The following is a 25,292-nucleotide window of genomic DNA, read 5'->3' as shown; positions in this document are numbered from 1 at the left end:
TCTCGTGCAGGTACTTGTCCGCGATAACAATGTCGATCAGGCTCTCCGCGCTCTCAAGAAGAAGATGCAGCGCGAAGGCATTTTCCGCGAAATGAAGATGCGCGACTACTACGAGAAGCCGTCGCAGAAGCGTGCTCGCGAAAAGGCCGAAGCTGTTCGTCGCGTGCGCAAGCTGGCCCGCAAGCGCGCCCAGCGCGAAGGTCTGGTCGCACGCTGAGCGTTTCCGTCGTTTTTTCGACGTTTTCAGATGCATTGTGGCGGGGGCGATGGGTTCGCCACCGCTTTTTTAGTTTGCCGCTGAAGAATGCATATCCCAATATCGGATATGCCGCATGGGGAAAGCGAGCCCGAATGGCTGTCAACACCTTCAATCCGTCCCGCGCCTGGCGCCTGCAGAAAACCGCATTCCTGCCCGCTTTGGCGCTGGCGGCAATGTTCGGCCTCGCCGGCTGTGAGACGACAAACACAACGGATGCCGTGATCCGCATCGACAAGGCGCAGGGTTCAGAAGAGAATATCGCCTCGCTGACGGCAGTCATCAACGCCAATCCCAAGGATCCCGAAGGCTACAACGTCCGCGGTTCCGCCTATGGCCGCGGCGGCCAGTTTCGCCAGGCGCTGAACGATTTCAACACCGCATTGCAGATCAATCCGCGGTTTTTCCAGGCTTATGCCAACCGCGCCCTGGTCTATCGTAACATGGGCCAGCAGGCCCAGGCGATCAGCGATTACAATGCCGCCCTGCAGATCAATCCGAGTTACGACGTCGCCTATATCGGCCGCGGCAACGTCTATCGCATGGCCGGCCAGGACGACCAGGCCTTCAACGATTTCGACAAGGCGATCCAGCTCGGCACCACCGATGGCCGCGCCTATCACAATCGTGGCCTGATCTATCAGAAGCGCAATCAGCAGGATAAGGCGATCGACGATTTCTCGAAGGCGATCTCGCTCGCCCCGAATTCGCCCGAGCCCTATAATGGCCGCGGCATATCCTATATAGCGCTGAACGACAACGACAACGCCTTTGCCGATTTCAACCATGCGATCGAACTCAACGGCAACATTGCCGAATCCTGGGCCAACCAGGCGCTGGTTTACGAGCGGCGCGGCGACAAGGCGAAGGCCGCCCGGTCCTATCGCCACGCGGTTGGCCTCGATCCCAAATACCAGCCGGCTCGCGACGGCCTTGCCCGCGTCGGCGCCGCCTCAGCCGGTTAAAGACATCAGTCGGGCGGCCGAAATATCGGCCGCCGCATGTTACGTCGTCCTCGATGACATATCATAGTGTGTTGCAACCTGCTATTGCTCCCCCTAACATGGCACTGCTTCGATAGCTTGCTATCAGGTGTTCGAAACAGTTTGAGGGCGGCTTGCGAGAGATGCTGATCTTTGCTTTCGTGACCGCTCGCAAAAACCCTTGCCGGCCAGCGCATGGGACGTGGCGAAACAGATGAAGATCGTCGCGCTGTTCTTTCCCAAGGCCTCGATCGGCACCTATCTCGTCGCCATGGCGGTGGCCATCGCGCTGCCGATCTTCGCCTTTGTAACGCTGCTTCTGCTGCAGCTTGAGGACAACCAGCGTTCGACGCTGCGGCGCGAGACGGCCCAGGATGCGCTTGCGCTTTCGCGCATCATCGACCGCCAGCTTCAGGATATGGCAACGACGCTGCGGCTGCTTTCGAGCTCGCCGGAACTCGAAAACGGCAATCTCGCCGCCTTCCACGAGCGCACGGAAACGGCCCTCAGAGACAATACACTGTTCGTCATCGCCGTCGATCGCACCGGTCAGCAGCTGCTGAACACGCGCCGGGCGTTCGGCACGCCGCTTGGCAAGACGGCGAACCTCCCCGCCCTCGAAGCGGTCATGGCCTCCGGTCGTATCGAGGCATCGGACGTCTTCCGCGGCCGGACCAGCGGCGAATGGGTCTATAATGTCACCCTGCCGCGGGCAGACGATCCGGTCGCAGCCCTCATCATCACCCAGGATGCCAAGGATCTGGGCAAGCTCGTGACGACCGAGGGTCTTGCCCCCGGCTGGTCGGCCGCCGTCATCGATCAGAGCGGCCAAGTGGTCGCCGCTGCCGGCCCCGCCAATCTCGAACCCGGCACGCCGTTTGATCCGCGCATCCTGCCGGCGTTCACCGCTTCACGTGGCGTCTTCCAGGACGAGACGATTCTGCCGCACATGCTGCTCGGCTATGCCAGGATTCCCGGCTGGTCGTGGAAAACGGTGATCTGGGGACCGATCGCCCAGGCTTCGATCCTCAGCACCTGGCGTTTCCTCATCATCGGCGGCGTAGCCCTGGTGCTCGTCGCGGTGCTCGGCGCCTATGCCGTTGCAAGGCAGGTACGCACCACCATCCGCGATATCGCCGAAATGGCCAACCGCATGGGCGAAGGCCATATCGTCTCGCCGGTCGAGACCAGCGTCATCGAGGCGAACCAGGTGGCAATCGCCCTCTCGAACGCCTCCTTCGATCGCAGCCAGACCGAGGACCGGCTGCGCTTCGTTATGCACGAGCTCGTCCACCGCACCAAAAACCTTCTGACGCTTGCCCAGGCAATGATGCGCCAGCTCGCCAAACAGGCCGATAGCGTCGAGACCTTCCAGGCCGCCGTCGCCGACCGCCTCGAGGGGCTGGGGCGTTCGATCGAGCTGCTGACGAGCGAGCAATGGGGAGGCGTGTCGCTGCGGCGGGTGGTCGACATCCACCTGCAGGCCTTCCCGCAATCGCGCGAACAGATCGAAATCACAGGCGAAGACTTCGTGCTGAAGCCGGATGCGGTGCAGAATCTCGGCCTTGCCCTGCATGAACTCGCCACCAATTCGGTGAAATACGGTGCGCTCTCCGTGCCGCAAGGCCGTGTCCGTTTCGAATGGCGCGATGTCACGGAGGAAGACAAGCCGGATGCCCTGCTCCGCTTCACCTGGGAGGAACGCGGTGGCCCGCCTGTGGCAGAGCCGACCCGCTCGGGTTTCGGCACGACCGTTATCAAGGCCCATGCCGCCTCCGCCTTCCGCGGCACCGTCCAGGTCGATTTCCGGCCCGAGGGCCTCCTATGGGTGCTGACGGCGCAGCGCTCCACGCTCGAGCGGGACTAAACCAAGTCAGGAACAATCGCTACCCCTACCCGTTTCGAACAGGTCGTTCCCAAGGAGAAAGACCATGTTCAAGCAAACCATGATCGCCGCCGCGGCTCTGACAGCCGCTGCCTGGGCAAACCCGGCGCGCGCGGAAAGTTATGTCACGCTTGGCCGTCTGGTCTGCGGATCGGATGGTGGTCAAGGGCTGATCATCACCTCGCAGAAGAACCTGATCTGCACCTATACGCCGGCGTCAGGCGGCGCCAAGGCGGTCTATGCCGGCAAGATCGAGAAGTTCGGTCTCGACATCGGCCAAACCGGCAAGAGCGTAATGATCTGGCAGGTACTGGCGAAAACCGGCACGGATATACCGCAATTCGCGCTGGCCGGCGAATATTACGGCGTCGGCGCCGATGCGAGCATCGGTGCGGGCGCTGGCGCCAAGGTGATTGCCGGCGGCACCAACCAGGCTTTCATGCTGCAGCCGCTGAATGTCCAGGCGCAGGAAGGGCTGAATCTGGCCATCGGCGTCGAGAAGATGACGCTCTTGCCGGGCGAGACCTGAGCAAAGCGGCCCAATCCGAGATCAACAGAACAGCCGCCCGACGGGCGGCTCGTATAAAGCATGATGCCGAAAAGTGTGAGCGGTTTTCGGACGACATCATGCTCTAACTCTTTAATTTAGAACAGGATTCAGATTTTAGGCCGACCTGGCCTAAAATCATCCTGTTCTAGCGGTCGATCAATGCGAAATCGCCTTGTTGATATCCTCGGTCATCTTCTTTGCATCGCCGAGCAGCATCATCGTGCCGTCCTTATAGAACAGCGTATTGTCGATGCCGGCATAACCCGAGCCGAGCGAGCGCTTGACGAAGAGGCAAGTCTTTGCCCGGTCGACATCGAGGATCGGCATGCCGTAGATCGGCGAGGTCTTGTCGTCGCGCGCCGCCGGATTGGTGACGTCGTTGGCGCCGATCACATAGGCGACGTCGGCCTGGGCAAATTCCTAATTGATGTCCTCAAGCTCGAAGACTTCGTCATAGGGAACATTGGCTTCCGCTAGCAGCACGTTCATATGGCCGGGCATGCGGCCCGCGACCGGGTGGATCGCATATTTCACTTCGACGCCGTTCTTCTTCAGATTGTCAGCGAGTTCGCGCAGCGCATGCTGGGCCTGGGCGACCGCCATGCCATATCCCGGCACGATGATGACCTTCGATGCATTGGCCATCAGATAGGCTGCATCCTCGGCCGAGCCGAGTTTAACCGTCTTGTCTGAGGTGTCGGGCCCGCTGGCCGCCGTCTCGCCGCCGAAACCGCCGAGGATGACGGAGACGAAGGAACGGTTCATGCCCTTGCACATGATGTAAGAGAGGATCGCGCCGGACGAACCGACAAGCGCGCCGGTGATGATCAGCGCCAGATTGCCGAGCGTGAAGCCGATGCCGGCCGCAGCCCAGCCGGAATAGGAATTCAGCATCGAGACGACGACGGGCATATCCGCCCCGCCGATCGGCACGATCAGCAACACGCCGAGCGCCAAGGACAGCACCACGACGGCCCAGAAGTCGAAATGGCTTTCGGTGGCGGCAAGCCCGATAATGAACAGCACGATCAGCACCAGCAGCGCCGCATTGATCACATGCCGGTAAGGCAGCATGATCGGCTTGCCGGACATGCGCCCGTCAAGTTTGAGGAAGGCGATGATCGAACCGGTGAAGGTCAGGGCACCGATCGCCACTCCGAGCGCCATTTCAACGCGCGCTTCGGTGTGGATCTGGCCGATCTCGCCGATGCCGAAGGAGGCCGGGGTATAGAGCGCCGAGGCCGCGACCAAGACGGCGGCAAGGCCGACCAGCGAATGGAAGCCGGCAACAAGCTGCGGCATAGAGGTCATGGCGATGGTGCGGGCGACATAGGCGCCGACGCTGCCGCCGATGGCAAGGCCGAGGATGATCAGCACGAAACCGCCGAAATTCGGCGTCGCCAGCACCAGCGTCGTCAGGATGGCGATCCCCATGCCGATCATGCCGTAGAGATTGCCCTTGCGGCTGGTGGCAGGATGCGAGAGACCTCGCAGCGCCAGGATGAAGAGAACGCCGGAGACGAGGTAGAGGAAGGCTGCGATATTGGTCATCGGTTCCTCACCGGTCCTTCTTGCGGTACATCGAGAGCATCCGCTGCGTCACGAGGAAGCCGCCGAAGATGTTCACCGAGACGAGCACGAGGGCGACGAAGCCGAAGCCGGTCGCAAGCCCGCTTGTCGAGATGCCGACTGCCAGAAGCGCGCCGACGACGATGACGGAGGAGATCGCATTGGTGACAGCCATCAGCGGCGTATGCAGCGCCGGCGTTACCGACCATACGACGTAATAGCCGACGAAGATCGACAAGACGAAGATCGCCAGCTGGAAGACGAAGGGATCAATCGCCCCGCCGGTTGCAGCACTGGCCGCTTCCGGTGCATGGGCCGCAGCCGTGACGACGGCGGTAACCGCCTGGTCGAGCTGCTCCAGCGCTCTGTCCATTGCTTCACTGGCCATCAGAGATCTCCCTTCTTCGCGCCGCCGAAGGCGGGATGCACCACGTCGCCGGCATAGGTCAGCATCGTCGCCTTGACGAGCTCGTCGTCGAGGTTGACGACGACGCTCCGGCTCTCCTTGTTGACCATCGTCTCGAGGAAGGTGACGAGGTTCTTAGCGTAGAGCGCCGAGGCGCTGGCAGCGACCCGGCCCGGCATGTTGGCGAAGCCGATCACCTGGACGCCTTCGACATCGGCGACCTCGCCGGCAACGGCGCCCTCGATATTGCCGCCGCGCTCGACCGCGAGGTCGACGGCGACCGCACCCGGCTTCATGGAGGCGAGCATTGTGCGCGAGACGAGCCTTGGCGCCGGGCGACCGGGAATGAGAGCGGTAGTGATGACGATATCCTGCTTGGCGATATGTTCGGCCACCAGCGCGGCCTGTTTCGCCTGATAGTCGGCGGACATTTCCTTGGCATAGCCGCCGGTCGTTTCCGCCGCCTTGAACTCCTCGTCCTCGACGGCGATGAACTTGGCGCCGAGCGAGGCGACCTGCTCCTTGGCGGCCGGACGCACATCGGTGGCCGAAACCGCCGCACCGAGGCGCCGCGCCGTGGCGATCGCCTGAAGACCGGCGACGCCGGCGCCCATGACGAAGACCTTGGCGGCCGGCACGGTGCCGGCAGCCGTCATCATCATCGGCATGGCGCGATCATAAACCGCCGCCGCCTCGATGACGGCCTGATAGCCGGCAAGATTGGCCTGGGACGAAAGCACATCCATGGACTGGGCGCGGGTAATGCGCGGCATCAGTTCCATCGCGAAAGCCGACAGGCCGGCGCTGGCAAGAGCCGCGATCGCTTCGTCATTGCCATAGGGATCCATGATGGCGATGACCACGGCGCCGCTTTTATAGCCTGAAATTTCCTTCTCGGTCGGGCGGCGCACCTTCAGCACCACGTCGGCGGAGGCTGCATCGGCAGAACTGCCGATCCTGGCGCCGGCTGCCTCGAACTCTCCGTCCGGAACGCGTGACGCCGCACCGGCACCGGCTTCGACGACGACGTCGAAGCCGAAACTTTTCATTTTTTTCACGGTCTCGACGGAGGCCGCGACACGCGTCTCCTCGCCCGCAATTTCCCTTGCAACGAAAACGATATTGCCCAACTGCCCCCTCCTCCGGGTCAGCCAGACCGCCGCAGGCTTCCCTGCGCAGGCCAAGCACCTAATTCATGTCGCGCAAAACTGTCCGGCGGTCCTGCGGTAACGATATGCGAGAAAATGAAGACCTGAAGCGCCAAGAGCCAATCTGAAAGATCGCGACGCGCTTCAGTCACAAAGCTTCGGCGAAGCTCTCCCCTTTGCCGCGCTCAGCGCAACAGGAAGACGCCGACAGCGAGTAGAATGATGAAGACGAGGAGGCCGCCGAGAAGGCCAGCGCCGCCGAAGAAACCGGCGGTCATCGCAAGCAGGAGGACGATGAGAAGCATCGAGCCGTATTTGGTGGCGGTGATGAACATGTCGTAGGTCTTTTCATGTTCTTTGTAATCCATCGGCGCGCCGGTCTCGACCGGTCCGGTATGATGTTCAGCCATAAAAATATCGTCTCCCTGAAATGCCTCTGCGCTGCCTGATTCCCTCGGCTGGCGAGGGAAATCCCTGCTTGCAGGAATTACACAATGACAGGCGAAAGCGCAATCCATGAGAATGCCGCAGCTCATGCATGTCGCCCGGAAGTGTGCAGCGGTTCCGGGACAACGACATGCATCAAAACAAAGGGCTAAAGCGCGTCGCATGAATCAGATTTGATGCGACGCGCCTTTAGGCTTCGAAACCACCTATTCCCAGGCGAAAAAAGCATGAGGGGCGACGACTGCCGATAGTGTCGTCGCCCCTCATTGTTCCTACTCAGACGCTCTCTCCGTGAGAGAACAGAAATCAGAGTGGCAAGTCAGTGCCGAGTTCGCCTTGCGGCACGAAGCGCGCCGTCGGAATGATGGTCAGCGGCGGCAATGTGTCGTTGGGATTGCGTGAAAACATCATGCGCTGCTCGCTGGCGCTCGAGATGAAGAAGGGATAACGCGTCAGCAGCTTGCGCCCGACCTCGATCACATTCGTCGCCATCAGTGTCATGTCGATCCCGTAATTCTTCGCCAGCCGACCGGGCACGACCGTATCGGCGTAGAAGACCCGCTTATAGAAGGCTGCATGCGGCGGCCGGACGAACTGGAGAACGCGGTCTGCACGGAAATACGCCGCCGCCACGATGGTCGGCCGCAACGTCAGGTAGGGAACCCAGGGCAGATCGGCGGTGAGCTCGGGGTCGGCGGCGAAACGCGCTGGATCGATCAGCGTCAGCCCCGCATCCAGAAGCTCATCCATCGCCTCTGGAAAGGCGCCGCCGGATTGGCTGAGGCGATGCTCCGGTGTCACATAATGAACCCGGATGGTGCTGACCAATTCCCCATAATAATACAGGCCGAAGATATAGGCGTGGCTGTCGAAATCGCTATCGTCCAGCAATCCTTTCGGGGCGAGCGCGAGCACGTCGTGCGCCTTATAGGCCTTGTAGCGCAGGCGTTCCACCTGCTCCATGTCTTCGCTGCTTTCGACGCGGCGATACTCGACATGATCCAAAACTTCCAAAATTTTCGCGCTGAAATCGCTACGCTTGAACAGTGTCTCTGACATTTTCTCGATCCGCTCGTTAACGGATCATTAATCATATGCCGGCGAGATTTAGGCAAGGAAATCCGATAATTCGTGCCGTTTATAAAGTATTAAGGTTAACGGCGCGGGGGATTGTCAGTGGAAAAGCGGCCGTAGCGGAGCGCTCAGGCGACCTTGTTGCGGCGGCGCTGAACGGGGCGTCGGCCAATGCCCTGCTGCAAAAGCGGGATATTCTGGGAAGGCACCGGCTGAGAGAAAACATAGCCTTGCACCAGATCGGTGCTGCGGTGTTTGTTGAGCAGGGCGAGCTGCTCTTCGGTCTCGACACCCTCTATGACGATCTTCAGTCCCAGTTCGCGGGCGAGATGGACGGTGCCGCGTAACAGCTTGAGGCGTCGGGTATCCTCGACGATATTGCGGACGAAGGAGCGATCGATCTTGACGATGTCCAACGGCAGCGTGTCGAGATAGCTGAGACTGGAGAAGCCGGTCCCGAAATCGTCGATGGCGATGGTGATGCCGCGGGCCCTGAGCTCCGCCAGGATGGCGCGCACGGCCGCCGGCTCGTCGATCAGGCAGCTTTCTGTGACTTCGAGATGCAGCCGCGCCGCTTCGAGGCCGGAATGGGCAAGCGCGTCGGCGACAACCTGAAGGATGTCAGCATCCCTCAAGTCCCGCGCCGAGAGGTTGACCGAGACGGCGATATGGTCCGGCCAGTTCATGCATTCGCTGCAGGCCTTGAACAGGACGAAGCGGGTTATGTCGGAGATGATTCCCATATCCTCGGCAAGCCGGATGAAGACATCGGGCGGGATCGAGCCCTTCTCCGGATGCACCCAGCGCGCCAGCGCCTCGGCGCATTCTATCCGAGAACCGTCTGCCCGGAACATCGGCTGGAAGACCAAATGCAGCGCCTGCGCCGAAACCGCCTCACGCAGATCGGCCTTCAGCTTCTGCTGCTCGATATAGCGGCCATCCATCTCCCGCTCGAAGCCTGATATGCCGCCCTTGAAGCGCGATTTGCTTTCGAACAGGGCAAGATCCGCCTTGACGCTCCACTCGTCCATCGCGAAGGCGGTGCTTTCGAGGATGGCGAAGCCGGCGCTGAGCGAAACGAGGAAGGTCAGCTCATCGACTTGATAATGACCCTGGATCGCGGCGTGCACGCGGCGGATCTCGATGTCGAGCGAGGCCGGCTCCTTCGCATGCGGGAAAAACAGGATGAACTGGTCACCCATCAGCCGGCCGAGAATGGCGTTGCCGGAGGCCTGCTTGATGCGGGCGGCGATAGCGCAGAGCAGATGATCGCCGGTGACATGGCCGCGCATGTCGTTGACATGTTTGAATTCGTCGATATCGAGAACCATGAAGCCGAGCGGCCCGGACTTCCTCTGATGTTTGGCGAGATATTCCTGCACCAGCTGCCCGAAATATTCGCGGTTCGGCAGGCCCGTCAGCGCATCGAAGCGGACCATATGCATGATCTTCTGCTCCGCCTTCACACGGCTCGACACATCCTCGAAGATCAGCACGGCGCCGCCATCGGCCCTTCGGCTGGCGGAGAATTCCAGCGACAGGCCCTCTGGAAAATGAACGAGCGTGCGCGACAGGTTGCCTTCGGCGACCTGGGTGAGCTGGCGCAGGATGAGTTCCGGCTGCGAGGCGTCCATGAAGCTGTAGCGCGCGCCGTAGCGCAGCACCGCGCCGAGATCGCGGTCCTTCAGCCGCTCCGGCGCGCCGATCTTCAGAAGCTCGCAGGCCTTGCGATTGACGACCTGGATCCGGTTTTCGGCATCGACCATGACTAGGCCATGCGGCATGTTGTTCAGGGCCGTATCGAAGCGGTCGGCGATGATGGTGATTTCCCGGCGCGCGATGACATTCTCATAAAGGAACTCGCGCACGCCATTCGCCATGGCCCGCGTCGTCAGCCAGAAGGGAATAAGGAAGATCGACAGCAGGCCACGATAGAAGTCCAGCGCCATCAGGCTGCAGACGATCATCGGCAGACAGCAGGAGAAGGTCTGGAGGTCGACCGCCAGGCGCGAGCCGTAGTTGCGCCCGACGACGGAAACCATGGTCGCCATGGTGACGGCAATGCAGGCAAGTTCGGCAAAGGAATCGTGCACGACAAAGATGGCATAGCCGCTGGCGAGGCCAAGCAGAGCGGTAGTGCAGGCCGCACCGGCAACTAGGATCCGCTCCCAACGCTCGATTCCGGCGTGCGACAAGCTCTCCTTGTCGACCTGATCGAACCGCCGGAAGATCAACATTCGGATGCAGAAGACCAGGAGGAAGGCCGCCGCCAACAGTATGTAGACGAATGATTGGGTCTTGGCGGCAACGGCCAGGCACGTCGCGACATGCACGATCACGCCGGCGAGAAGCGTCATGCGGTTCCCGGACAGGGAACTCACAAACGACAGATACACATCTAAAGGGACCCTGTTCGGGTTATCTGGCTTCATCCACACTTTCCCTGTGCGCGGGAATTCTAAGCCCAACCCTTTAAAAATTGATTTCAATGGAATCAAACATTTGGTCAAATTTTCTAAAACCAGAGGATGAACCCTGCAGCTTACACGCGTCAATGCAGCCTCTTGGCGAGATTATTGAAATTTTTTATCCACGCCAGGGTTGTTTAATTATTATATGGTCACACTGCTCGGCCAGCGCGTCTAAGACTATACTCCAAGGCGAGGCATTTATCCTTCCAATTTCGAAGGCCGTGGTCTACATCGATTGCAAGAGGGAAAGCTGCCGGAAAAACGGCAGGACAAGAACAAGGGAAACGAATGTCGGGACTTCTGGCGGCAAGCCGACTGATCGATTCGGTCAGTCGGATGATGGGCAAACTTTCCGAATATATGGTGCTGTTCTGCTGTCTGATCAGCGCCGGAAACGCCATCGTCCGCTACGCCTTCAACTACAGTTCGAACGGCTGGCTCGAGATCCAATGGTATCTCTTCGCCTTCGTCGTCATGCTCGGAGCCTCGCATGCGTTGCGAAACAACGAGCATATCCGCGTCGACCTGATCTATGGTTCGGTTTCCGACAAAGCGAAGATCTGGATCGACATCGTCGGCCTCATCGTCTTTCTCATCCCGGTTTGCGTTTTCCTCACCTGGATCTGCTGGCCCTTTTTCACCCTGTCCTACCAGCAGGGCGAAATATCGGGCAACGCCGGCGGGCTGATCCGCTGGCCCGTCAAGCTGGTCCTGGTTGCCGGTTTCGCATTGCTCTCCCTTCAGGGCTTTTCCGAGCTGATTAAGCGGATCGCCGCGCTGACCGGCTACATTAACATCGACACGACATACGAAAAGCCGCTGCAGTAGCGCTCCCGGGGAGAAACGGATTTGTTTGATTTCGGCATCATCCCGCCGGCGATGTTCCTAGGCATGGTCATCTTCATGCTCTACGGCTTTCCGGTCGCCTTTTCGCTGGCCGCCGTCGGCCTGTTTTTCGGCATCATCGGCATCATCACCGGCCATTTCGGCGAAGTCTTCCTGCAGGCGCTGCCGCTGCGCTTCTTCGGCATCCTTTCCAACGACCTTCTACTTGCCATCCCCTTCTTCACCTTCATGGGCGCGGTGCTGGAGCGCTGCGGCCTTGCCGAAGACCTGCTCGAAGGCACCGGCAAACTCTTCGGCGGCATACCCGGGGGCCTTGCCTATGCTGTCATCCTCGTCGGCGCGGTCCTCGGCGCGATCACCGGCACGGTGGCCGCCTCCGTCATCACCATGGGCGTGATCTCGCTGCCGATCATGCTGCGCTACGGCTACAGCCCGCGCCTGGCCACCGGCGTCATCGCCGCCTCGGGCACCATTACCCAGGTGATCCCGCCCTCGCTCGTGCTCGTCGTTCTCGCCGACCAACTCGGCAAGTCGGTCGGCGACATGTATCTCGGCGCGATCGGCCCCTCTATCCTGCAGGTGTCGATCTTCGTGCTCTTCATCCTAGTGATGTCGATCTTCCGGCCGAAATCTATGCCGCCGCTGCCGAAAGAGGTGCGCGGCGACTTCAACTGGGCGCTGCTCGCCAAAGTCCTGATGGGCATGGTGCCCTCGATCGTGCTGATCTTCCTGGTGCTCGGCACGATCTTCATGGGTCTTGCAACGCCGACGGAAGCCGGTGCGCTGGGCGGCGTCGGCGCTATGGCGCTTGCCGCCATGAATCGCCGCCTCACCTGGCCGCTGATTCGCCAGGCGATGACATCGACCACCCACATCACATCCATGGTGGTAATGATCCTGATCGGCTCCACCTGTTTCAGCCTGGTCTTCCAGGGCATGGACGGCTCGCGCTGGATCGAGCACATGCTGTCGGGCATTCCCGGCGGCCCGGTCGGCTTTCTGATCTTCGTCAATATCTTCATCTTCGTGCTCGCCTTCTTCCTCGACTTCTTCGAGATCGCTTTCATCGTCATCCCGATGCTCGCCCCCGTCGCCTCGCATCTCGGCATCGACCTGATCTGGTTCGGCGTCCTGATCTGCGTCAACATGCAGACGAGCTTCATGCATCCACCCTTCGGTTTCGCGCTGTTCTACCTGCGCTCGATCGCCAGCAAGGACGTCAAGACCTCGGATATCTACATGGGCGCACTGCCTTGGGTCGGCATGCAGCTGATCCTGGTGGCGATCGTGATCTTCTGGCCGCAATCGGTGACCTATTGGCTGGATCATGGCCCGAAGGTCGACCCGAACTCGATCAAGATCGAAGTCCCGGGCTTCGGCGGTCAGCTCGGCCTTCCCCCGCTCGGCGGCGGCAACGGCGCGCCGCAGATCCCCGGCCTGACCCTGCCCCCACTCGGCTTGCCGGGAGCGCCGCCGCCACCCGCCAAATAACCCCGCCAAATAACAGAGCCAAAACCAAACCCCGGACCAAGCGACCCGGGGTTTGGTATGCGTTCGTGTCATGCGCCGATGGAAGGCCTCAGAGCTTACCGGCCCGCTGCTGGATCATCATGAACGTATCGAAAGTGTATTCCGAAAGCTGCATCCAGAGATAGGCGTCACGCTTGAAGGCGGTCTGGTCGTCGTAGATCTTCTTGAAATACTGGTTGGTGCCCGAGATTTCGCTGTAGATGCCGGTCGCCGCCTGGAAGCAGGCTTCCATGATCTCCTGGCTGAACGGGCGAAGCGTCGCCCCTTCCGCAACCAACTGCTTCAGCGCCGTCGGGTTCTTCATGTCGTACTTCGCCAGCATGTTGGTGTTGGCGAAGGCGCAGGCGTCGGTCAGTGCTGCCTGATAATGCTTCGGCAGGTTGCTCCATTTTTCAAGGTTGAAGAAACCATGCACCGTCGGGCCGCCTTCCCACCAGCCCGGATAATAGTAGTACTTCGCCACCTTGTGGAAGCCGAGCTTCAGATCGTCATAGGGGCCGACGAATTCCGCCGCATCGATCGTACCCTTTTCCAGCGCCGGGTAAATGTCGCCGCCGGCGATCTGCTGCGGGATGACGCCGACCTTCTCCATGACGCGGCCGGCAAGACCGGCGATGCGCATCTTGACGCCCTTAAGGTCGTCAAGCGTATTGATTTCCTTGCGAAACCAGCCGCCCATCTGCGCCCCGGTATTGCCGGCAGGCAGTGCATACATGCCCTGTGTGGCATAAAATTCATTCATCAGCTTATTGCCGTTGCCCTCGTAAAACCAGGCATTGGTCAGACGGCTGTTCAGGCCGAACGGAATGGCCGTTCCGAAGGCATAGGTCGGGTCCTTGCCGACGAAATAGTAGGAGGTTGTATGGGCTGCCTCGACCGTGCCGGCGGCCACCGCATCGACGGCCTGCAGGCCAGGCACGATTTCACCGGCCGCGAAGGGCTGAATCATGAAATTGCCGTCGGTCGCAGCGGCGACATGCTTGGCTATATCCTCGGCGCCGCCATAGATCGTATCCAAGCTCTTCGGAAACGACGACGTCATGCGCCACGCGATCTTCGGATTCTCCTGCGCGATCGCAGGCGCTGCCAATGCCGTTGCGGCGACCGCGCCGGCGCTGGCGGTTCCCGCCTTCTTGAAAAACGAACGACGATCCATCAAAAACCTCCCGTATGGATGGCACTGCGCGGCCAATCTTCACCCCACCCGCAGCCGGCGCAAACCTAAGCATGGCGGGGGCCGCGATTCAAGCTTTAGTCTATTAGCCTTTGGCATCAAGACGGCAACAAGTTAATGCGAATGCACCTATCAAAATCAGCGGCTTAGCAGCGAAGCCGGAGCCACGGGGCTGCTTTGGCCGCATTTCGGCCATCTGACACAGCCAAGCGTTGACTTAAGGGCCGTTCTGGCGCCAGAAATGCTGTGCAGAGAAAATTTTACCGGGGTTGATATGACGAAACCGATCGTTGCCATTCCTGCCGATATCCGCAGCTTTGACGGCGCGACCTGGCATGCCGTGCAGCATCAATATGTGAGTGCCGCCTTGAATGCGGCCGGTGTGATGGCCTTCATCATCCCGGCTTTCGAGGCAGGCTACGATACCGACGCGATCCTCGACCGCGTCGATGGCCTCCTGGTTTCCGGCTCGGCCAGCAACGTGCATCCTTCGCTCTACGGTGCCGTGGTAAACGACCGGGACGGCCCCTTCGACCCCGCCCGCGACGCGACCAGCCTGCCGCTGATCCGCCGCGCCATCGACCGTGCCATCCCGTTGCTCGCCATCTGCCGCGGCATCCAGGAGTTGAACGTCGCGCTCGGCGGCTCGCTGGCAAGCGAGATCCAGGAGCAGCCGGGCATTTGGGACCACCGCCGGCCAGACGGCGTCGACCGCGACGGCATGTACGCCATTCGCCAAAGCGTCCACGTTAAGGAAGGCACCTGTATCGCAAATATTCTCGGCGCGGGCGAAATTCGCGTGAATTCCCTGCATCGGCAGGCACTCGCGAGGACCGCCCCACGCCTGCAGGTGGAAGCGATCGCCGAAGACGGCACGGTGGAGGCCGTCTCCGTCATCGACGCCAAAGCCTTCGCCGTCGGCGTACAATGGCATCCGGAATATTGGGCCGAAACCGACAAGGCTTCGAACCAGCTATTTGAAGCCTTCGGCGACGCCGTCCGCGCCTACGCCGCCGGCAAGCTGCCACTTACCCCTGCCCAGGTGATCGCCTGACGGTTCGACGCCGGCGAAAATAAAATCATGCCGGTTTAAAGCTTCTGCGGCGTCTCCGGCACCGGCGTCAGCGCGGCCCCTTTCTCGAACCAGGCGATGAGATTGTCGGCGACGAGATCAGCCATGCCGTTGCGGGTCGGCACCGAGGCGGAGGCGACGTGCGGCAGGAGCACCGCATTGGCCGGTTCCAGCAGACCGGCCGGCACGGTCGGCTCGTCATAAAAGACGTCGAGACCGGCCGCGCCGAGCCCACCGGAGGCCAGTGCTGCACCCAGCGCCTCCTCGTCCACCGTCCAGCCGCGGCCGACATTGACCAGAATGCCATTCGGGCCGAGTGCTGCCAGAATATCGGCATCGATCGTCTTATGCGTCTGCGGCGTCTTCGGAACGATGGCGATCAGCGTATCCACCGCTTCCGCCAGCCCCTTCAGCGTCAGGTGATAATCATAGGGTGCATCGGCATGGCGCGAGCGCGTGTGATAGCTGATCTTCACCTTGAACGGCTCCAGGCGCTTGGCGATTTCGAGCCCGATGCGCCCAAGGCCGTAAAGCCCGACATGGCGGCCCTTGAGCGAGAAGCGCGACAACGGATAGGCCGCGCCCGGCCTCCAGTTGCCGGCGCGCAGCCAAGCCTCGGCCCGCGGCAATTCGCGGATCGTATTCAGCAGCAGGCCGATCGCCGTATCGGCGACTTCGTCGTTCAGAACCTCAGGCGTATTGGTGACGACGATGCCCGTTTCAGCGGCGCGCTTCACATCGATGCCATCATAACCGACGCCGAAACTGGCGACCAGCTCGGCCTGCGGCAGTTGGTCCATCCAGGCGCCGGGAAAAGCGCCGGAGACGGCGACGCCGCGGATGCGGCCGGCTGTCTCGGCGTCGAGCGCAAGCCTTTCCTCGCGCGCGACGGCGATGATGTCAAAACGATCCTTCAGCCTTTCGAGAACGCGCTCGTGTATCTTCCCAGGAACGAGAATGGCGATGCGGGACATGGCTTTTCCTTTTGGATGCGGTTCTGCTTCAGGCGCGGGGACGATGGGGACTGGTGGACTGGCGAATGCGCATTTCCGGTTTGATGAGATGCATGCCGTCAGGCTCGTGACTGCCGGCGAGACGATCGAGCAGCGCCCGGGCCGCCAGGCGCCCGACCTCGGTCTGGCCGTTCCAGACGGTCGTCAGCGCCGGCGTGGCAATCGACGCCTCCTCGAGATCGTCATAACCGGTGACGGAAATGTCGCGTCCCGGCACCAGACCGGCACGCGCAATGCCGTTCATCAACCCGATCGCCACCAGATCGTTCCAACAGACAGCTGCCGTCGGTTTCTGCGGCAGCGATAGGAAGTGCACCGCCGCCTCGAAGCCGCCCTGCTTCGAGCGCGGGCCGGGAATGCGCAGGTTCGGATCGACCTCGATGCCGGCCTTGCGCAGCGCATTGACATAACCCTGATAGCGGTCACGGCCGGTGGATGTCTGGTCCGTGCCGCCGATCATCGCGATCGAGCGGTGGCCGAGGCCGATCAGATGGTTGGTGGCAAGCGAGATGCCGTAGCTGTCGTCGCCGCGATAGGTCGGCAGGTCCTGGCCTTCCATCGAACGGGCGACCAGGATCGCCGGCATGCCGTTCTCTTCCGCCAGTTGCACGTCCTCAGGCGGCGTGCCGATCGCCGGCGACATGATGACGCCGTCGCCGCCGAGCTGCAGAAGCGTCTCGATGAAGGTGCGCTGCTTTTCGACATTGTCGTAGTGGTTGGAAAGGATAAAGGTGTGGCGGCTGCGATCGAGCTCGCTTTCGATCGCCTTCAGGATTTCGCCGTAGAACGGGTTCATGATGTCGTGTACGACGACGCCGATGATGCCCGAGCGCGAGGTGCGAAGGCTGGCGGCGCGGCGATTGTAGATATAGCCGAGCGCGCGCGCCTGTTCCTTGATCTTTTCCCGGGTATTGCCGGCGACGAGCGGGCTGTCGCGTAAGGCAAGCGATACCGTCGCCGTTGAAATGCCGAGTGTTTCGGCAATTGTCGAAAGCTTGATCTTCTGGACCACGTGTCCTCCTCCAGGCAGCACGCAAGACAGCAAGACCACGCCGGCTAACCGGCGCGGTCCCCTTAAAATGTTTAATTAAAAGATTTAACCGGCGGAGGCAATTCGTCTTTCAGGGAAATTTCAGTCTTCGTCCGGTTCTTCCATGTGAAGGGCTTCGGCCTGCAGATTGCTGTCGATCGCCTTCAGCAGCCGGACGAGATTGCGGATTTCCTTTTCGGAGAATGCCTGCGTTGCCAGCCTGTCGCAGGCCGAGGCCGCCATTTCTATCGCTTGCACGCTGCCGCGCCCGAGCTCGGTGAGATAGACCTTGGTCAGGCGCGCATCCTCGGCATCGGGCTTGCGCTCGAGAAAACCCTGCGCCTCCATGCGGCCGATCGTGCGCGTCATCGTCGGCGCCTTGACGCCGAGTTTCTGGGCAAGCCCGCCGGCCGTCATGCCGTCGCTCTCGGCAAGCGAGAGGATAACGCCGTCCTGGCCGGCATAGAGGCCGCTTTCGAGCAGGTTACGCGAGAGCACCGTGCGCATGGAACGAGCCGCCTGGGTCAGCGCCGGCGAGAGGTCGACGAGCGTATACTCGGTCTGATCCTTCTTCTTGGACTTGTTCTTCTTGCCGTCCTTATTCTTCTTTCCCATAGCCATCCCTTTGATCTTTAAGCGGTGGCGCCGCTGCGATATGACATTGCCCAGGATCTCGTCATAAACAAGAGGCAACGACCGGATGATGACGCCTTCGCCCCGCATCGACGACAGCGACCCGGCCCGTGCCCACAGCGGGCGCCGCCCGATCGCCGTGCTGCCGCTCGGCGCTCATGAACAGCACGGCCCGCACCTGCCCTTCGAAACCGACACCCTGATTGCCGAAGGTATCGCCCGCCGATTGAAGGCGGCCCTGCCCGCCGGCCTCCCGTTCACCTTCCTGCCCGCCGAATCCGTCGGCTATTCCATAGAGCACATGGATGTTGAAGGAACGAAGACGCTCGCCTTCGATGAAGCCGTCAACCGCTGGCTCGACATCGCCGAAGGCTTGGCGAAGCAAGGTATCCGCAAACTGGTGATGCTGAACGCCCATGGCGGCAATTCGCCCCTGATGGTGATCGTCGCCACCGAGGCGCGGATCCGCTTTGCCATGCTGGCGGTGGCGACAAGCTGGACCCGCTTCGGTCTGCCGGACGGCGTGATCTCTCCGGAGGAAAAGGCGATCGGCATCCATGGCGGCGATATCGAGACCTCGGTGATGCTGGCGCTTCATCCTGCTAAAGTCGATATGGCGAAGGCGGCGGACTTCCCCTCTCGACAGAGCGAATTTGCCAGCCGTTTCAAGCATCTGCGCGCCTACGGGCCGCACGCCTTCGGCTGGAAGATGTCGGATCTCAACCCGCAAGGCGCGACAGGAAACGCCGCGGCTGCGACAGCGGAAAAGGGCGAAGCACTAATTGCCCATGCAGTGAAGGGGCTCATCGAACTGCTCGAGGACGTCGACGCCTTCGACATCACGCAGTTCCGGTGAACATAGGCATCTGAGCGGTGCAGTTGATGTGATCTTATAACATTATAAAACCCTTTGAACTGCCGCCCCCATGCCATTATATGAGACCAACCGTTCGAGCAGCCGATCCAAACGGCTCGGCCGCACGCCTAATCCTAGAGGTTCTTATGACCGACGCGATCTCCACGCAGAAGCCCATTCCCGTCACCGTGCTCACCGGTTATCTCGGCGCCGGCAAGACCACCTTGCTCAACCGCATCCTTTCCGAAAACCACGGCAAGAAATACGCGGTCATCGTCAATGAGTTCGGCGAAATCGGCATCGACAACGACCTGATCGTCGAGTCGGATGAAGAAATCTACGAGATGAACAATGGCTGCGTCTGTTGCACGGTGCGCGGCGACCTGATCCGCGTCGTCGAAGGCCTGATGCGCCGTCCCGGCCGCTTCGACGGCATCATCGTCGAAACGACGGGTCTTGCCGATCCGGTGCCGGTCGCTCAGACCTTCTTCATGGACGATGATGTCCGTGCCAAGACCGAACTCGACGCCGTCATCGCGCTGGTCGACGCCAAGCACCTGCCGCTACGCCTGAAGGACAGCCGCGAGGCCGAAGACCAGATTGCCTTCGCCGACGTCGTCGTCATCAACAAGAGCGACTTGGTGACCCCGGATGAGCTTGATGTGATCGAAGACATCGTCCGCGCCATCAACCCGGCCGCGCGCGTCTACAAGACCAGCCGCTCCGGCGTCGACCTCGCTCGCGTGCTCGATCAGGGCGCCTTCAACCTGGAGCGCGCGCTGGAAAACGATCCGCATTTCCTGGAGCACGGCCATGACGACCATGTCTGCGGCCCGGATTGCGATCACGACCACCACCATCATGATCACGACCATGATCACCACGGGCACGAGCATCATCACCATGGCGCCATGTCGGCGATCCATGATGTGACGGTTCAGTCGGTATCGCTGCGCGGCGCTCAGATGAACCCGGAGCGCTTCTTCCCCTGGATCCAGAAGGTCACCCAGACGCAGGGACCGAACATTCTGCGCCTCAAGGGCATCATCGCTTTCAAGGACGATCCTGAGCGTTATGTCGTCCAGGGCGTGCACATGATCATCGAGGGCGATCATCAGCGGCCGTGGAAGGAAGGCGAAAAGCACGAGAGCCGTCTCGTCTTCATCGGCCGTGATCTCGACCGCGAAAAGCTCGAAGCCTCCTTCAAGGCCTGCGAGGCAGCCGCCTGATGCCGACAGTTGCACCCCTTGATCTCGACGGCCACGTTCTGGCCGTCGAATTTTTAGGTGATGTCCCCTTCTTCGCAAACGCCAGCGGCACGTTTCACCGGCTGGACGGCGGCGACAGGGTTTGCGAAGCCCATCAGGGCATGCTCACCGCCATCCGCGATCCCTATAGCGAAAGCCTGATCTCCGGCGGCGAGGACGGCAAGGTTCTGCGCATTGCAGCCGACGGCAGCGTCAGCGAGCTCGCCAGGGAGCCGCGCAAGTGGATCTCGCAGGTTGCGGCCGGCCCGCAAGGCGCCATTGCCTATTCCTACGGCAAGAGTTCGCTCGTGCGCCTTGCCGACGGCACGACCAAGGAATTTGCCGAGGAACGCACCGTCGAAGGCCTTGCCTTCGCGCCGAAGGGCCTGCGCATCGCAGCCGCGCGCTATAACGGCGTGTCGCTGCATTGGATCGGCATGAACGCCAAGCCCATCGATCTCGAATGGAAGGGTGCGCATACCGGCGTCACCTTCTCGCCCGATGGCAATTTCCTCGTCACCTCAATGCAGGAAAACGCGCTGCACGGCTGGAAACTCGACAGCAAGCCCGGCGCTGAAGCCCGCCATATGCGCATGACCGGCTACCCCGCCAAGGTGAAATCGCTCTCCTGGTCGATCAAGGGCAAATGGCTCGCCTCGTCCGGCGCGCCTGCGGCCATCGTCTGGCCCTTCCAGGGCAAGGACGGGCCGATGGGCAAGGCGCCGCTTGAGCTCGGCACCCGCGCCAACATCATGGCGACCGCCGTGAAATTCCATCCGCTCGAAGATATCCTCGCCATCGGCTTCATCGACGGCATGATCCTCGCCGTGCGCATCGCCGACAGCAAGGAGGCGCTACTGCGCCGCCCCGGCAAAGGTGCGATCACGGCGATAAGCTGGAGCAAAAACGGCAAGCTGCTCGCCTTCGCCTCCGAAGCCGGCGACTGCGGTGTCATCGATATTTCGGCTTGAGCCATTTGCCGGCCAGGAAAACATCGTGACGGAAGCGGAAACCGTGGCGCTCGGCGCCGACCACATGCAGGTGGCCGCAGCAATCAGGCGTGAGGCGCTTTGGCAGCGGTTGCCGTGGCTACCGAAACTGCATACGCCCGGTGAAGAAGAGCAGTACTGGCGCATGCATCTGCTGCCGAACTGCACGATCCTTGGCGCCGCCATGGGAAACCGGCTGGTCGGCGTCATCGCCTATGGCGACGACTGGATAGAACAGCTTTATGTTCTCCCCGATTTCCAGGGCATGGGCGTCGGCTCCCTGCTTCTTGGCTGCGCCAAGGAGGAGATGGATGAAATCAGGCTCTGGACGTTCCAGCGCAATATCGGCGCCCGCGCCTTCTATGAGCGGCACGGTTTTTCCGCCGAGGAAGAGACCGACGGCGCCGACAACGAGGAAAGAGAGCCGGCTATACGCTATCATTGGCGCCGGCTTCCGGAGCTGATGCCCGGCATGCGACCGTCTGACGGCTAAAACAGGCAGTCAAGCCGGAGATGTCGGGCTTGCCAAAATCCTTGCCCGGGCGAAACATGAAGCCCGCGCAGGCATGACTGCGCAGTCGCCGACAGAGGAAACGGGAATGCCGAAATCCACCGGCCTTGGTCTGGCCGCGCAACAGCCGCAGTCCCTGGACAATGCATTCGTCTGGGCGGTAATCCGCGGCGAGGCACTCGAGCTTGCCGCGCGCGAACCGATCCTGCAGCACCTGCTCGCCACTCAGATAACGACCACCTCCGGCAACAGGGAGATCATCGCCCGCGTGCTCGCCGCGCGGCTTGCTGCGACGCAGGTGGAAACGGGCGACCTGTTCGATCTGATCCTCTCCACACTCAACGACGATATCATGCGGGCGATCGAGGCCGATCTCGTCGCCGTGCGCCAGCGCGACCCGGCCTGCACGACATTTCTTCACGCGCTGCTGAACCTCAAGGGGTTTCATGCGCTGCAGACGCACCGCATCGCCCACGCGCTCTGGAATGCCGGCCGGCCGGAAATCGCTACCTGGCTCGCCAATCTCACCTCGCTGGTCTTCGGCCCGGATATCCATCCGGCCGCACGGATCGGCGCTTCCATCATGCTCGACCACGGCTCGGGCATCGTCATCGCCGAAACGGCGGTGATCGAGGATGAAGTCTCGATCCTGCAGAATGTCACGCTTGGCGGCACCGGCAAGGAAACCGGCGACCGCCATCCGAAAATCCGCCATGGCGTGATGATCGGCGCCGGCGCCAAGATCCTCGGCAATATCGAAATCGGCGCCTTCAGCAAGATTGCCGCCGGCAGCGTCGTGCTGAAGCCGGTTCCCGAACATTGCACGGTCGCCGGCGTGCCGGCAACGCTGGTGCGCGTCCACCGCGCTGACGAAATCCCTGCCGAGACGATGGACCAGAATATCTGATGATGCCGCCCGCAAGTAGCGACATACCAAAATTAGACCGCTTTGCGCGAACCAAGTCCGATGCAATGCGCTTCAGGCCCGTTTCGAGTCTATGCCGTCTGATGATTTTTCCGAAGGCTGGACGCAGTCGCCGTCGAAAGGACCGCCGGAACCGATTGTATCTTGGTTTTCTCGGTCAAGCGGCCCGCACTGCGCCGACAATATCGGCCAGCAGATCGTGCAGCGAATCCCTGTAGCCGTTACGCGCCGAGGGACCGCTTTCCTCCGAGGTCATGACTACAGTCAGATCCAGCGACGGGACGATGTAGAGCATCTGACCGCCATAACCCCAGGCGAAATGCACCTGCTCACCGCCGATCTGCCGGGTGAACCAACCATAACCGTATTCGTCCCCCGAAAAACGCGAGTTGGTGCGGTGCTGCCAGGACTGGGAGATCCAGTCTGCAGGCACCACCTGCTCTCCTTTCCGGGTGCGCCCTCCATTGCTGTAGAGTTCGCCGAAGGCAAGAAGGACCGGGCGCTCATCGCCATCTGATTGCCGCCGAGATAGATGCCCTGCGGATCGCGCTCCCATGCACCGATACGGAAACCGTCGACCGGGCCGAGCCATTCATGCGCCAGCGCCAGCGTCGAGCGCCGGCTGACCTTCGTGTTCGCGGGCCGGCGGTACATTTCACGCGATTGTGCTGCTAAGTGCGTGGGGCATCCCGGTGATCCCACGCGGTACCCGAAAAACAATCCGCGCCGCAACCACGACAGGCCCGCCTGCCTCCATGGTCAAGCGGCGCGGATATTGCCGGCCGAGGTAAGGACGTTCAACCCCGGCCGGCCGATTGCTAGGCTGCGCGGCGAAGCGGCGCGCCGGCCAGCATGCGTCCCGAGGGGACGATCATGCCGGCCGCGCCGTCAAGCCAGCCTTCCGTGAGCTCGAGCGCCAGGAAGCGCGAGCGTTCGAACGGGCCGGGCATGACAAGATGGCGAGCCTTCTCGGCAAAAAAGCCGAAACGCTCGTAATAGGCGGCGTCACCCACGAGCAGGACGGCACCATGCCCACGCTTCTTGGCTTCGAGGATCGCCGCGCGCATCAGCGCCGAGCCGATGCCCTTGCCGCCGTGATGCGGCGCAACGGCGAGCGGGCCAAGCAGCAGCGCATTGATCGGCGTGCCCTCGTCATTGACGCCGGCCTCGATGTTCCAGAGCCGTACCGAACCGATGACATGGCCGTCGCGATCACGCGCGACGAGCGCCAGCCCCTCGGCCGGAACACGGTTGCGGCGGATCTTCTCCGACGACTTCTTGCGGCGGTCAGGCCCCATGACCCGGTCGAGCAGGTTTTCACGGGCAACGACGTCCGACGGATTTTCGGCGTCGATGGCGAAAGTGGTAGGCGCAAAGAATGCGCGGACAGAATCAAGAACAGCGGCCATCTTGGCCTCCCGTACCCAATACCGTTATCAGCGGCGATGAAGGAAAATTGTGAAATTGCCGCCCCGGCTGGTTACGGGGCCGGCGGAAACGATCTCAGATGACGTAGGCCTTCAGCGGCTCGAAACCGTTGAAAGCGACCGCCGAATAGGTCGTCGTATAGGCGCCGGTGCCTTCGATCAGGACCTCGTCACCGATCGAAAGGGAGATCGGCAGCGGATAGAGGTTCTTCTCGTAGAGCACGTCGGCCGAATCGCAGGTCGGGCCGGCGATGACGCAGGGCTCCATCTCATCGCCGTCGTGCTCCGTGCGGATCGGATAGCGGATGGCTTCGTCCATCGTTTCGGCGAGACCGCCGAACTTGCCGATGTCGAGGAATACCCAGCGAGCATCGTCATTGTCCGACTTCTTCGAGATCAGCACGACTTCCGCCTTGATGACGCCGGCATTGCCGACCATGCCGCGGCCCGGCTCGATGATCGTCTGCGGGATCTGGTTGCCGAAATGCGTGCGCAGCGCCTGGTAGATCGACTTGCCGTAAGCTTCTGCGGACGGAACGTCGCGCAGATACTTGGTCGGGAAGCCGCCGCCCATATTGACCATCTGCAGGTGGATGCCCTGCTTGGCAAGCGAGACGAAGACGCGCTTGGCATCGGCGAGCGCCGAATCCCAGGCATCGACCTTGGTCATCTGCGAACCGACATGGAACGAGACGCCGTAGGACTGCAGGCCGAGCTGATGGGCGTAGACGAGAACGTCGACGGCCATCTGCGGGACGCAGCCGAACTTGCGCGACAGCGGCCATTCGGCGCCTTCGCCATCCGTCAGAACGCGGCAGAAGACGCGGGCGCCGGGAGCGGCACGCGAGATCTTCTCGACTTCCTCGTGGCTGTCGACTGCAAAGAGGCTGACGCCGAGCGCATGCGCGCGGGCAACGTCACGTTCCTTCTTGATCGTGTTGCCAAAGGAGATGCGGGCGGCGGTCGCACCGGCTTCGAGCGCCATTTCGATTTCGGCAACGGATGCGCAATCGAAGTTGGAGCCGAGGCCTGCAAGCAGCTTCAGCACTTCCGGGGCCGGGTTGGCCTTGACGGCGTAGTAGATGGCGCTGTCCGGCATTGCGTGACGGAAGGCGTGGAAATTGTCGCTGATGACGTCGAGGTCAACCACGAGGCAGGGACCGTCGGGACGTCGGGTTGCGAGAAAGTCGCGGATGCGCTGGGTGGTCATATCGATTCCCTCTTCCAATTCCAGAGCTCCGGCATCAGCC

General features: G+C 61.5%; 23 protein-coding genes and 2 pseudogenes. 12 read left to right on the top strand and 13 right to left on the bottom strand.

Features of this window, described 5'->3' with window-relative positions; all coding sequences use genetic code 11:
• Window positions 1-4: 4 nt before the first annotated feature.
• The 4 genes from rpsU to ACS4RS_RS10755 all read left to right on the top strand — a co-directional run bounded on the left by rpsU (window position 5) and on the right by ACS4RS_RS10755 (window position 3,653).
• Window positions 5-217: a 30S ribosomal protein S21 gene (gene rpsU, locus ACS4RS_RS10770; protein WP_003585885.1), complete on the top strand. Its 213-nt coding sequence runs from the start codon at window positions 5-7 to the stop codon at window positions 215-217.
• A gap of 134 nt (window positions 218-351) precedes the next feature.
• Entirely contained in the window at window positions 352-1,221 is an 870-nt protein-coding gene (locus tag ACS4RS_RS10765) for a tetratricopeptide repeat protein (protein ID WP_184694813.1), read from the top strand.
• Window positions 1,222-1,453: 232 nt separating this feature from the next.
• Window positions 1,454-3,106, top strand: coding sequence for an HWE histidine kinase domain-containing protein (locus ACS4RS_RS10760; RefSeq protein ID WP_439010969.1), 1,653 nt, complete (start codon window positions 1,454-1,456; stop codon window positions 3,104-3,106).
• Between the two features lie 64 nt (window positions 3,107-3,170).
• Window positions 3,171-3,653, top strand: coding sequence for a DUF992 domain-containing protein (locus ACS4RS_RS10755; protein WP_439010970.1), 483 nt, complete (start codon window positions 3,171-3,173; stop codon window positions 3,651-3,653).
• A gap of 177 nt (window positions 3,654-3,830) precedes the next feature.
• On the opposite strand, the pseudogene ACS4RS_RS10750 reads toward ACS4RS_RS10755, so the two are convergent.
• From ACS4RS_RS10750 to ACS4RS_RS10725, 6 genes and pseudogenes are all read right to left on the bottom strand, one after another.
• Window positions 3,831-5,225: pseudogene (locus tag ACS4RS_RS10750) on the bottom strand (NAD(P)(+) transhydrogenase (Re/Si-specific) subunit beta).
• Between the two features lie 7 nt (window positions 5,226-5,232).
• Window positions 5,233-5,631, bottom strand: coding sequence for a proton-translocating transhydrogenase family protein (locus tag ACS4RS_RS10745; protein WP_007631757.1), 399 nt, complete (start codon window positions 5,629-5,631; stop codon window positions 5,233-5,235).
• Window positions 5,631-6,779 carry a Re/Si-specific NAD(P)(+) transhydrogenase subunit alpha gene (locus ACS4RS_RS10740; protein WP_439010971.1) on the bottom strand — a complete coding sequence of 383 codons (1,149 nt, stop codon included), beginning with the start codon at window positions 6,777-6,779 and terminating at the stop codon, window positions 5,631-5,633. Before ACS4RS_RS10740 ends, ACS4RS_RS10745 begins: the two co-directional genes overlap by 1 nt.
• A gap of 203 nt (window positions 6,780-6,982) precedes the next feature.
• Window positions 6,983-7,207 (bottom strand): aa3-type cytochrome c oxidase subunit IV, encoded by a 225-nt coding sequence (locus ACS4RS_RS10735; RefSeq protein ID WP_439010972.1) that lies wholly within the window; start codon window positions 7,205-7,207, stop codon window positions 6,983-6,985.
• A gap of 343 nt (window positions 7,208-7,550) precedes the next feature.
• Entirely contained in the window at window positions 7,551-8,303 is a 753-nt protein-coding gene (locus ACS4RS_RS10730; RefSeq protein ID WP_007631761.1) for an N-acyl amino acid synthase FeeM domain-containing protein, read from the bottom strand.
• A 143-nt stretch (window positions 8,304-8,446) separates the two neighbouring features.
• Window positions 8,447-10,750, bottom strand: a complete 2,304-nt coding sequence (locus ACS4RS_RS10725; RefSeq protein ID WP_439010973.1) for an EAL domain-containing protein — start codon at window positions 10,748-10,750, stop codon at window positions 8,447-8,449.
• Between the two features lie 327 nt (window positions 10,751-11,077).
• On the opposite strand from ACS4RS_RS10725, the gene ACS4RS_RS10720 reads away from it, so the two are divergent.
• Both ACS4RS_RS10720 and ACS4RS_RS10715 read left to right on the top strand, forming a co-directional pair.
• Window positions 11,078-11,617, top strand: coding sequence for a TRAP transporter small permease subunit (locus tag ACS4RS_RS10720; RefSeq protein ID WP_439010974.1), 540 nt, complete (start codon window positions 11,078-11,080; stop codon window positions 11,615-11,617).
• Window positions 11,618-11,638: 21 nt separating this feature from the next.
• Entirely contained in the window at window positions 11,639-13,126 is a 1,488-nt protein-coding gene (locus tag ACS4RS_RS10715) for a TRAP transporter large permease subunit (RefSeq protein WP_439010975.1), read from the top strand.
• 88 nt (window positions 13,127-13,214) lie between these two features.
• On the opposite strand, the gene ACS4RS_RS10710 is transcribed toward ACS4RS_RS10715, so the two are convergent.
• Window positions 13,215-14,321, bottom strand: a complete 1,107-nt coding sequence (locus tag ACS4RS_RS10710; RefSeq protein WP_439010976.1) for a TRAP transporter substrate-binding protein DctP — start codon at window positions 14,319-14,321, stop codon at window positions 13,215-13,217.
• Between the two features lie 292 nt (window positions 14,322-14,613).
• Here ACS4RS_RS10710 and ACS4RS_RS10705 point away from each other — a divergent pair, with 292 nt between their 5' ends.
• A complete protein-coding gene (locus ACS4RS_RS10705) occupies window positions 14,614-15,393 on the top strand; it encodes a gamma-glutamyl-gamma-aminobutyrate hydrolase family protein (RefSeq protein ID WP_439010977.1) in 780 nt (259 codons plus the stop codon).
• Window positions 15,394-15,428: 35 nt separating this feature from the next.
• Here the strand turns inward: ACS4RS_RS10705 and ACS4RS_RS10700 are convergent, their stop codons facing one another.
• From ACS4RS_RS10700 to ACS4RS_RS10690, 3 genes are all read right to left on the bottom strand, one after another.
• Window positions 15,429-16,385: a 2-hydroxyacid dehydrogenase gene (locus ACS4RS_RS10700; RefSeq protein WP_439010978.1), complete on the bottom strand. Its 957-nt coding sequence runs from the start codon at window positions 16,383-16,385 to the stop codon at window positions 15,429-15,431.
• A gap of 28 nt (window positions 16,386-16,413) precedes the next feature.
• Window positions 16,414-17,436, bottom strand: a complete 1,023-nt coding sequence (locus ACS4RS_RS10695) for a LacI family DNA-binding transcriptional regulator (protein ID WP_003590238.1) — start codon at window positions 17,434-17,436, stop codon at window positions 16,414-16,416.
• 120 nt (window positions 17,437-17,556) lie between these two features.
• Window positions 17,557-18,069, bottom strand: a complete 513-nt coding sequence (locus ACS4RS_RS10690) for a MarR family transcriptional regulator (RefSeq protein ID WP_439010979.1) — start codon at window positions 18,067-18,069, stop codon at window positions 17,557-17,559.
• An 85-nt stretch (window positions 18,070-18,154) separates the two neighbouring features.
• Between ACS4RS_RS10690 and ACS4RS_RS10685 the strand changes: the two genes are divergently transcribed.
• The 5 genes from ACS4RS_RS10685 to cysE all read left to right on the top strand — a co-directional run bounded on the left by ACS4RS_RS10685 (window position 18,155) and on the right by cysE (window position 22,597).
• Window positions 18,155-18,943: a creatininase family protein gene (locus tag ACS4RS_RS10685; protein WP_439010980.1), complete on the top strand. Its 789-nt coding sequence runs from the start codon at window positions 18,155-18,157 to the stop codon at window positions 18,941-18,943.
• Window positions 18,944-19,089: 146 nt separating this feature from the next.
• Complete coding sequence (locus ACS4RS_RS10680; RefSeq protein ID WP_439010981.1) at window positions 19,090-20,172, top strand: GTP-binding protein; 1,083 nt, start codon at window positions 19,090-19,092, stop codon at window positions 20,170-20,172.
• Complete coding sequence (locus tag ACS4RS_RS10675) at window positions 20,172-21,161, top strand: WD40 repeat domain-containing protein (protein WP_439010982.1); 990 nt, start codon at window positions 20,172-20,174, stop codon at window positions 21,159-21,161. Before ACS4RS_RS10680 ends, ACS4RS_RS10675 begins: the two co-directional genes overlap by 1 nt.
• A 64-nt stretch (window positions 21,162-21,225) precedes the next feature.
• On the top strand, window positions 21,226-21,672 hold the full coding sequence (locus ACS4RS_RS10670) for a GNAT family N-acetyltransferase (protein WP_439011853.1): 447 nt from the start codon (window positions 21,226-21,228) through the stop codon (window positions 21,670-21,672).
• A 106-nt stretch (window positions 21,673-21,778) separates the two neighbouring features.
• Window positions 21,779-22,597, top strand: a complete 819-nt coding sequence (gene cysE, locus ACS4RS_RS10665) for a serine O-acetyltransferase (protein ID WP_439010983.1) — start codon at window positions 21,779-21,781, stop codon at window positions 22,595-22,597.
• Window positions 22,598-22,772: 175 nt separating this feature from the next.
• Here the strand turns inward: cysE and ACS4RS_RS10660 are convergent.
• The 3 genes and pseudogenes from ACS4RS_RS10660 to odc2 all read right to left on the bottom strand — a co-directional run.
• Window positions 22,773-23,248, bottom strand: a pseudogene (locus ACS4RS_RS10660) (serine hydrolase); the annotation flags it as partial.
• Window positions 23,249-23,433: 185 nt separating this feature from the next.
• Entirely contained in the window at window positions 23,434-24,024 is a 591-nt protein-coding gene (locus ACS4RS_RS10655) for a GNAT family N-acetyltransferase (RefSeq protein WP_439010984.1), read from the bottom strand.
• 94 nt (window positions 24,025-24,118) lie between these two features.
• On the bottom strand, window positions 24,119-25,252 hold the full coding sequence (odc2, locus tag ACS4RS_RS10650; RefSeq protein WP_449313964.1) for an ornithine/lysine decarboxylase: 1,134 nt from the start codon (window positions 25,250-25,252) through the stop codon (window positions 24,119-24,121).
• Between the last annotated feature and the right edge of the window lie 40 nt (window positions 25,253-25,292).

Origin of the sequence: Rhizobium sp. F40D2 (genome assembly GCF_051810745.2) — a bacterium.
Taxonomy (GTDB): Bacteria; Pseudomonadota; Alphaproteobacteria; order Rhizobiales; family Rhizobiaceae; genus Rhizobium.
This window is presented reverse-complemented; position numbering and strand designations above follow the sequence as displayed.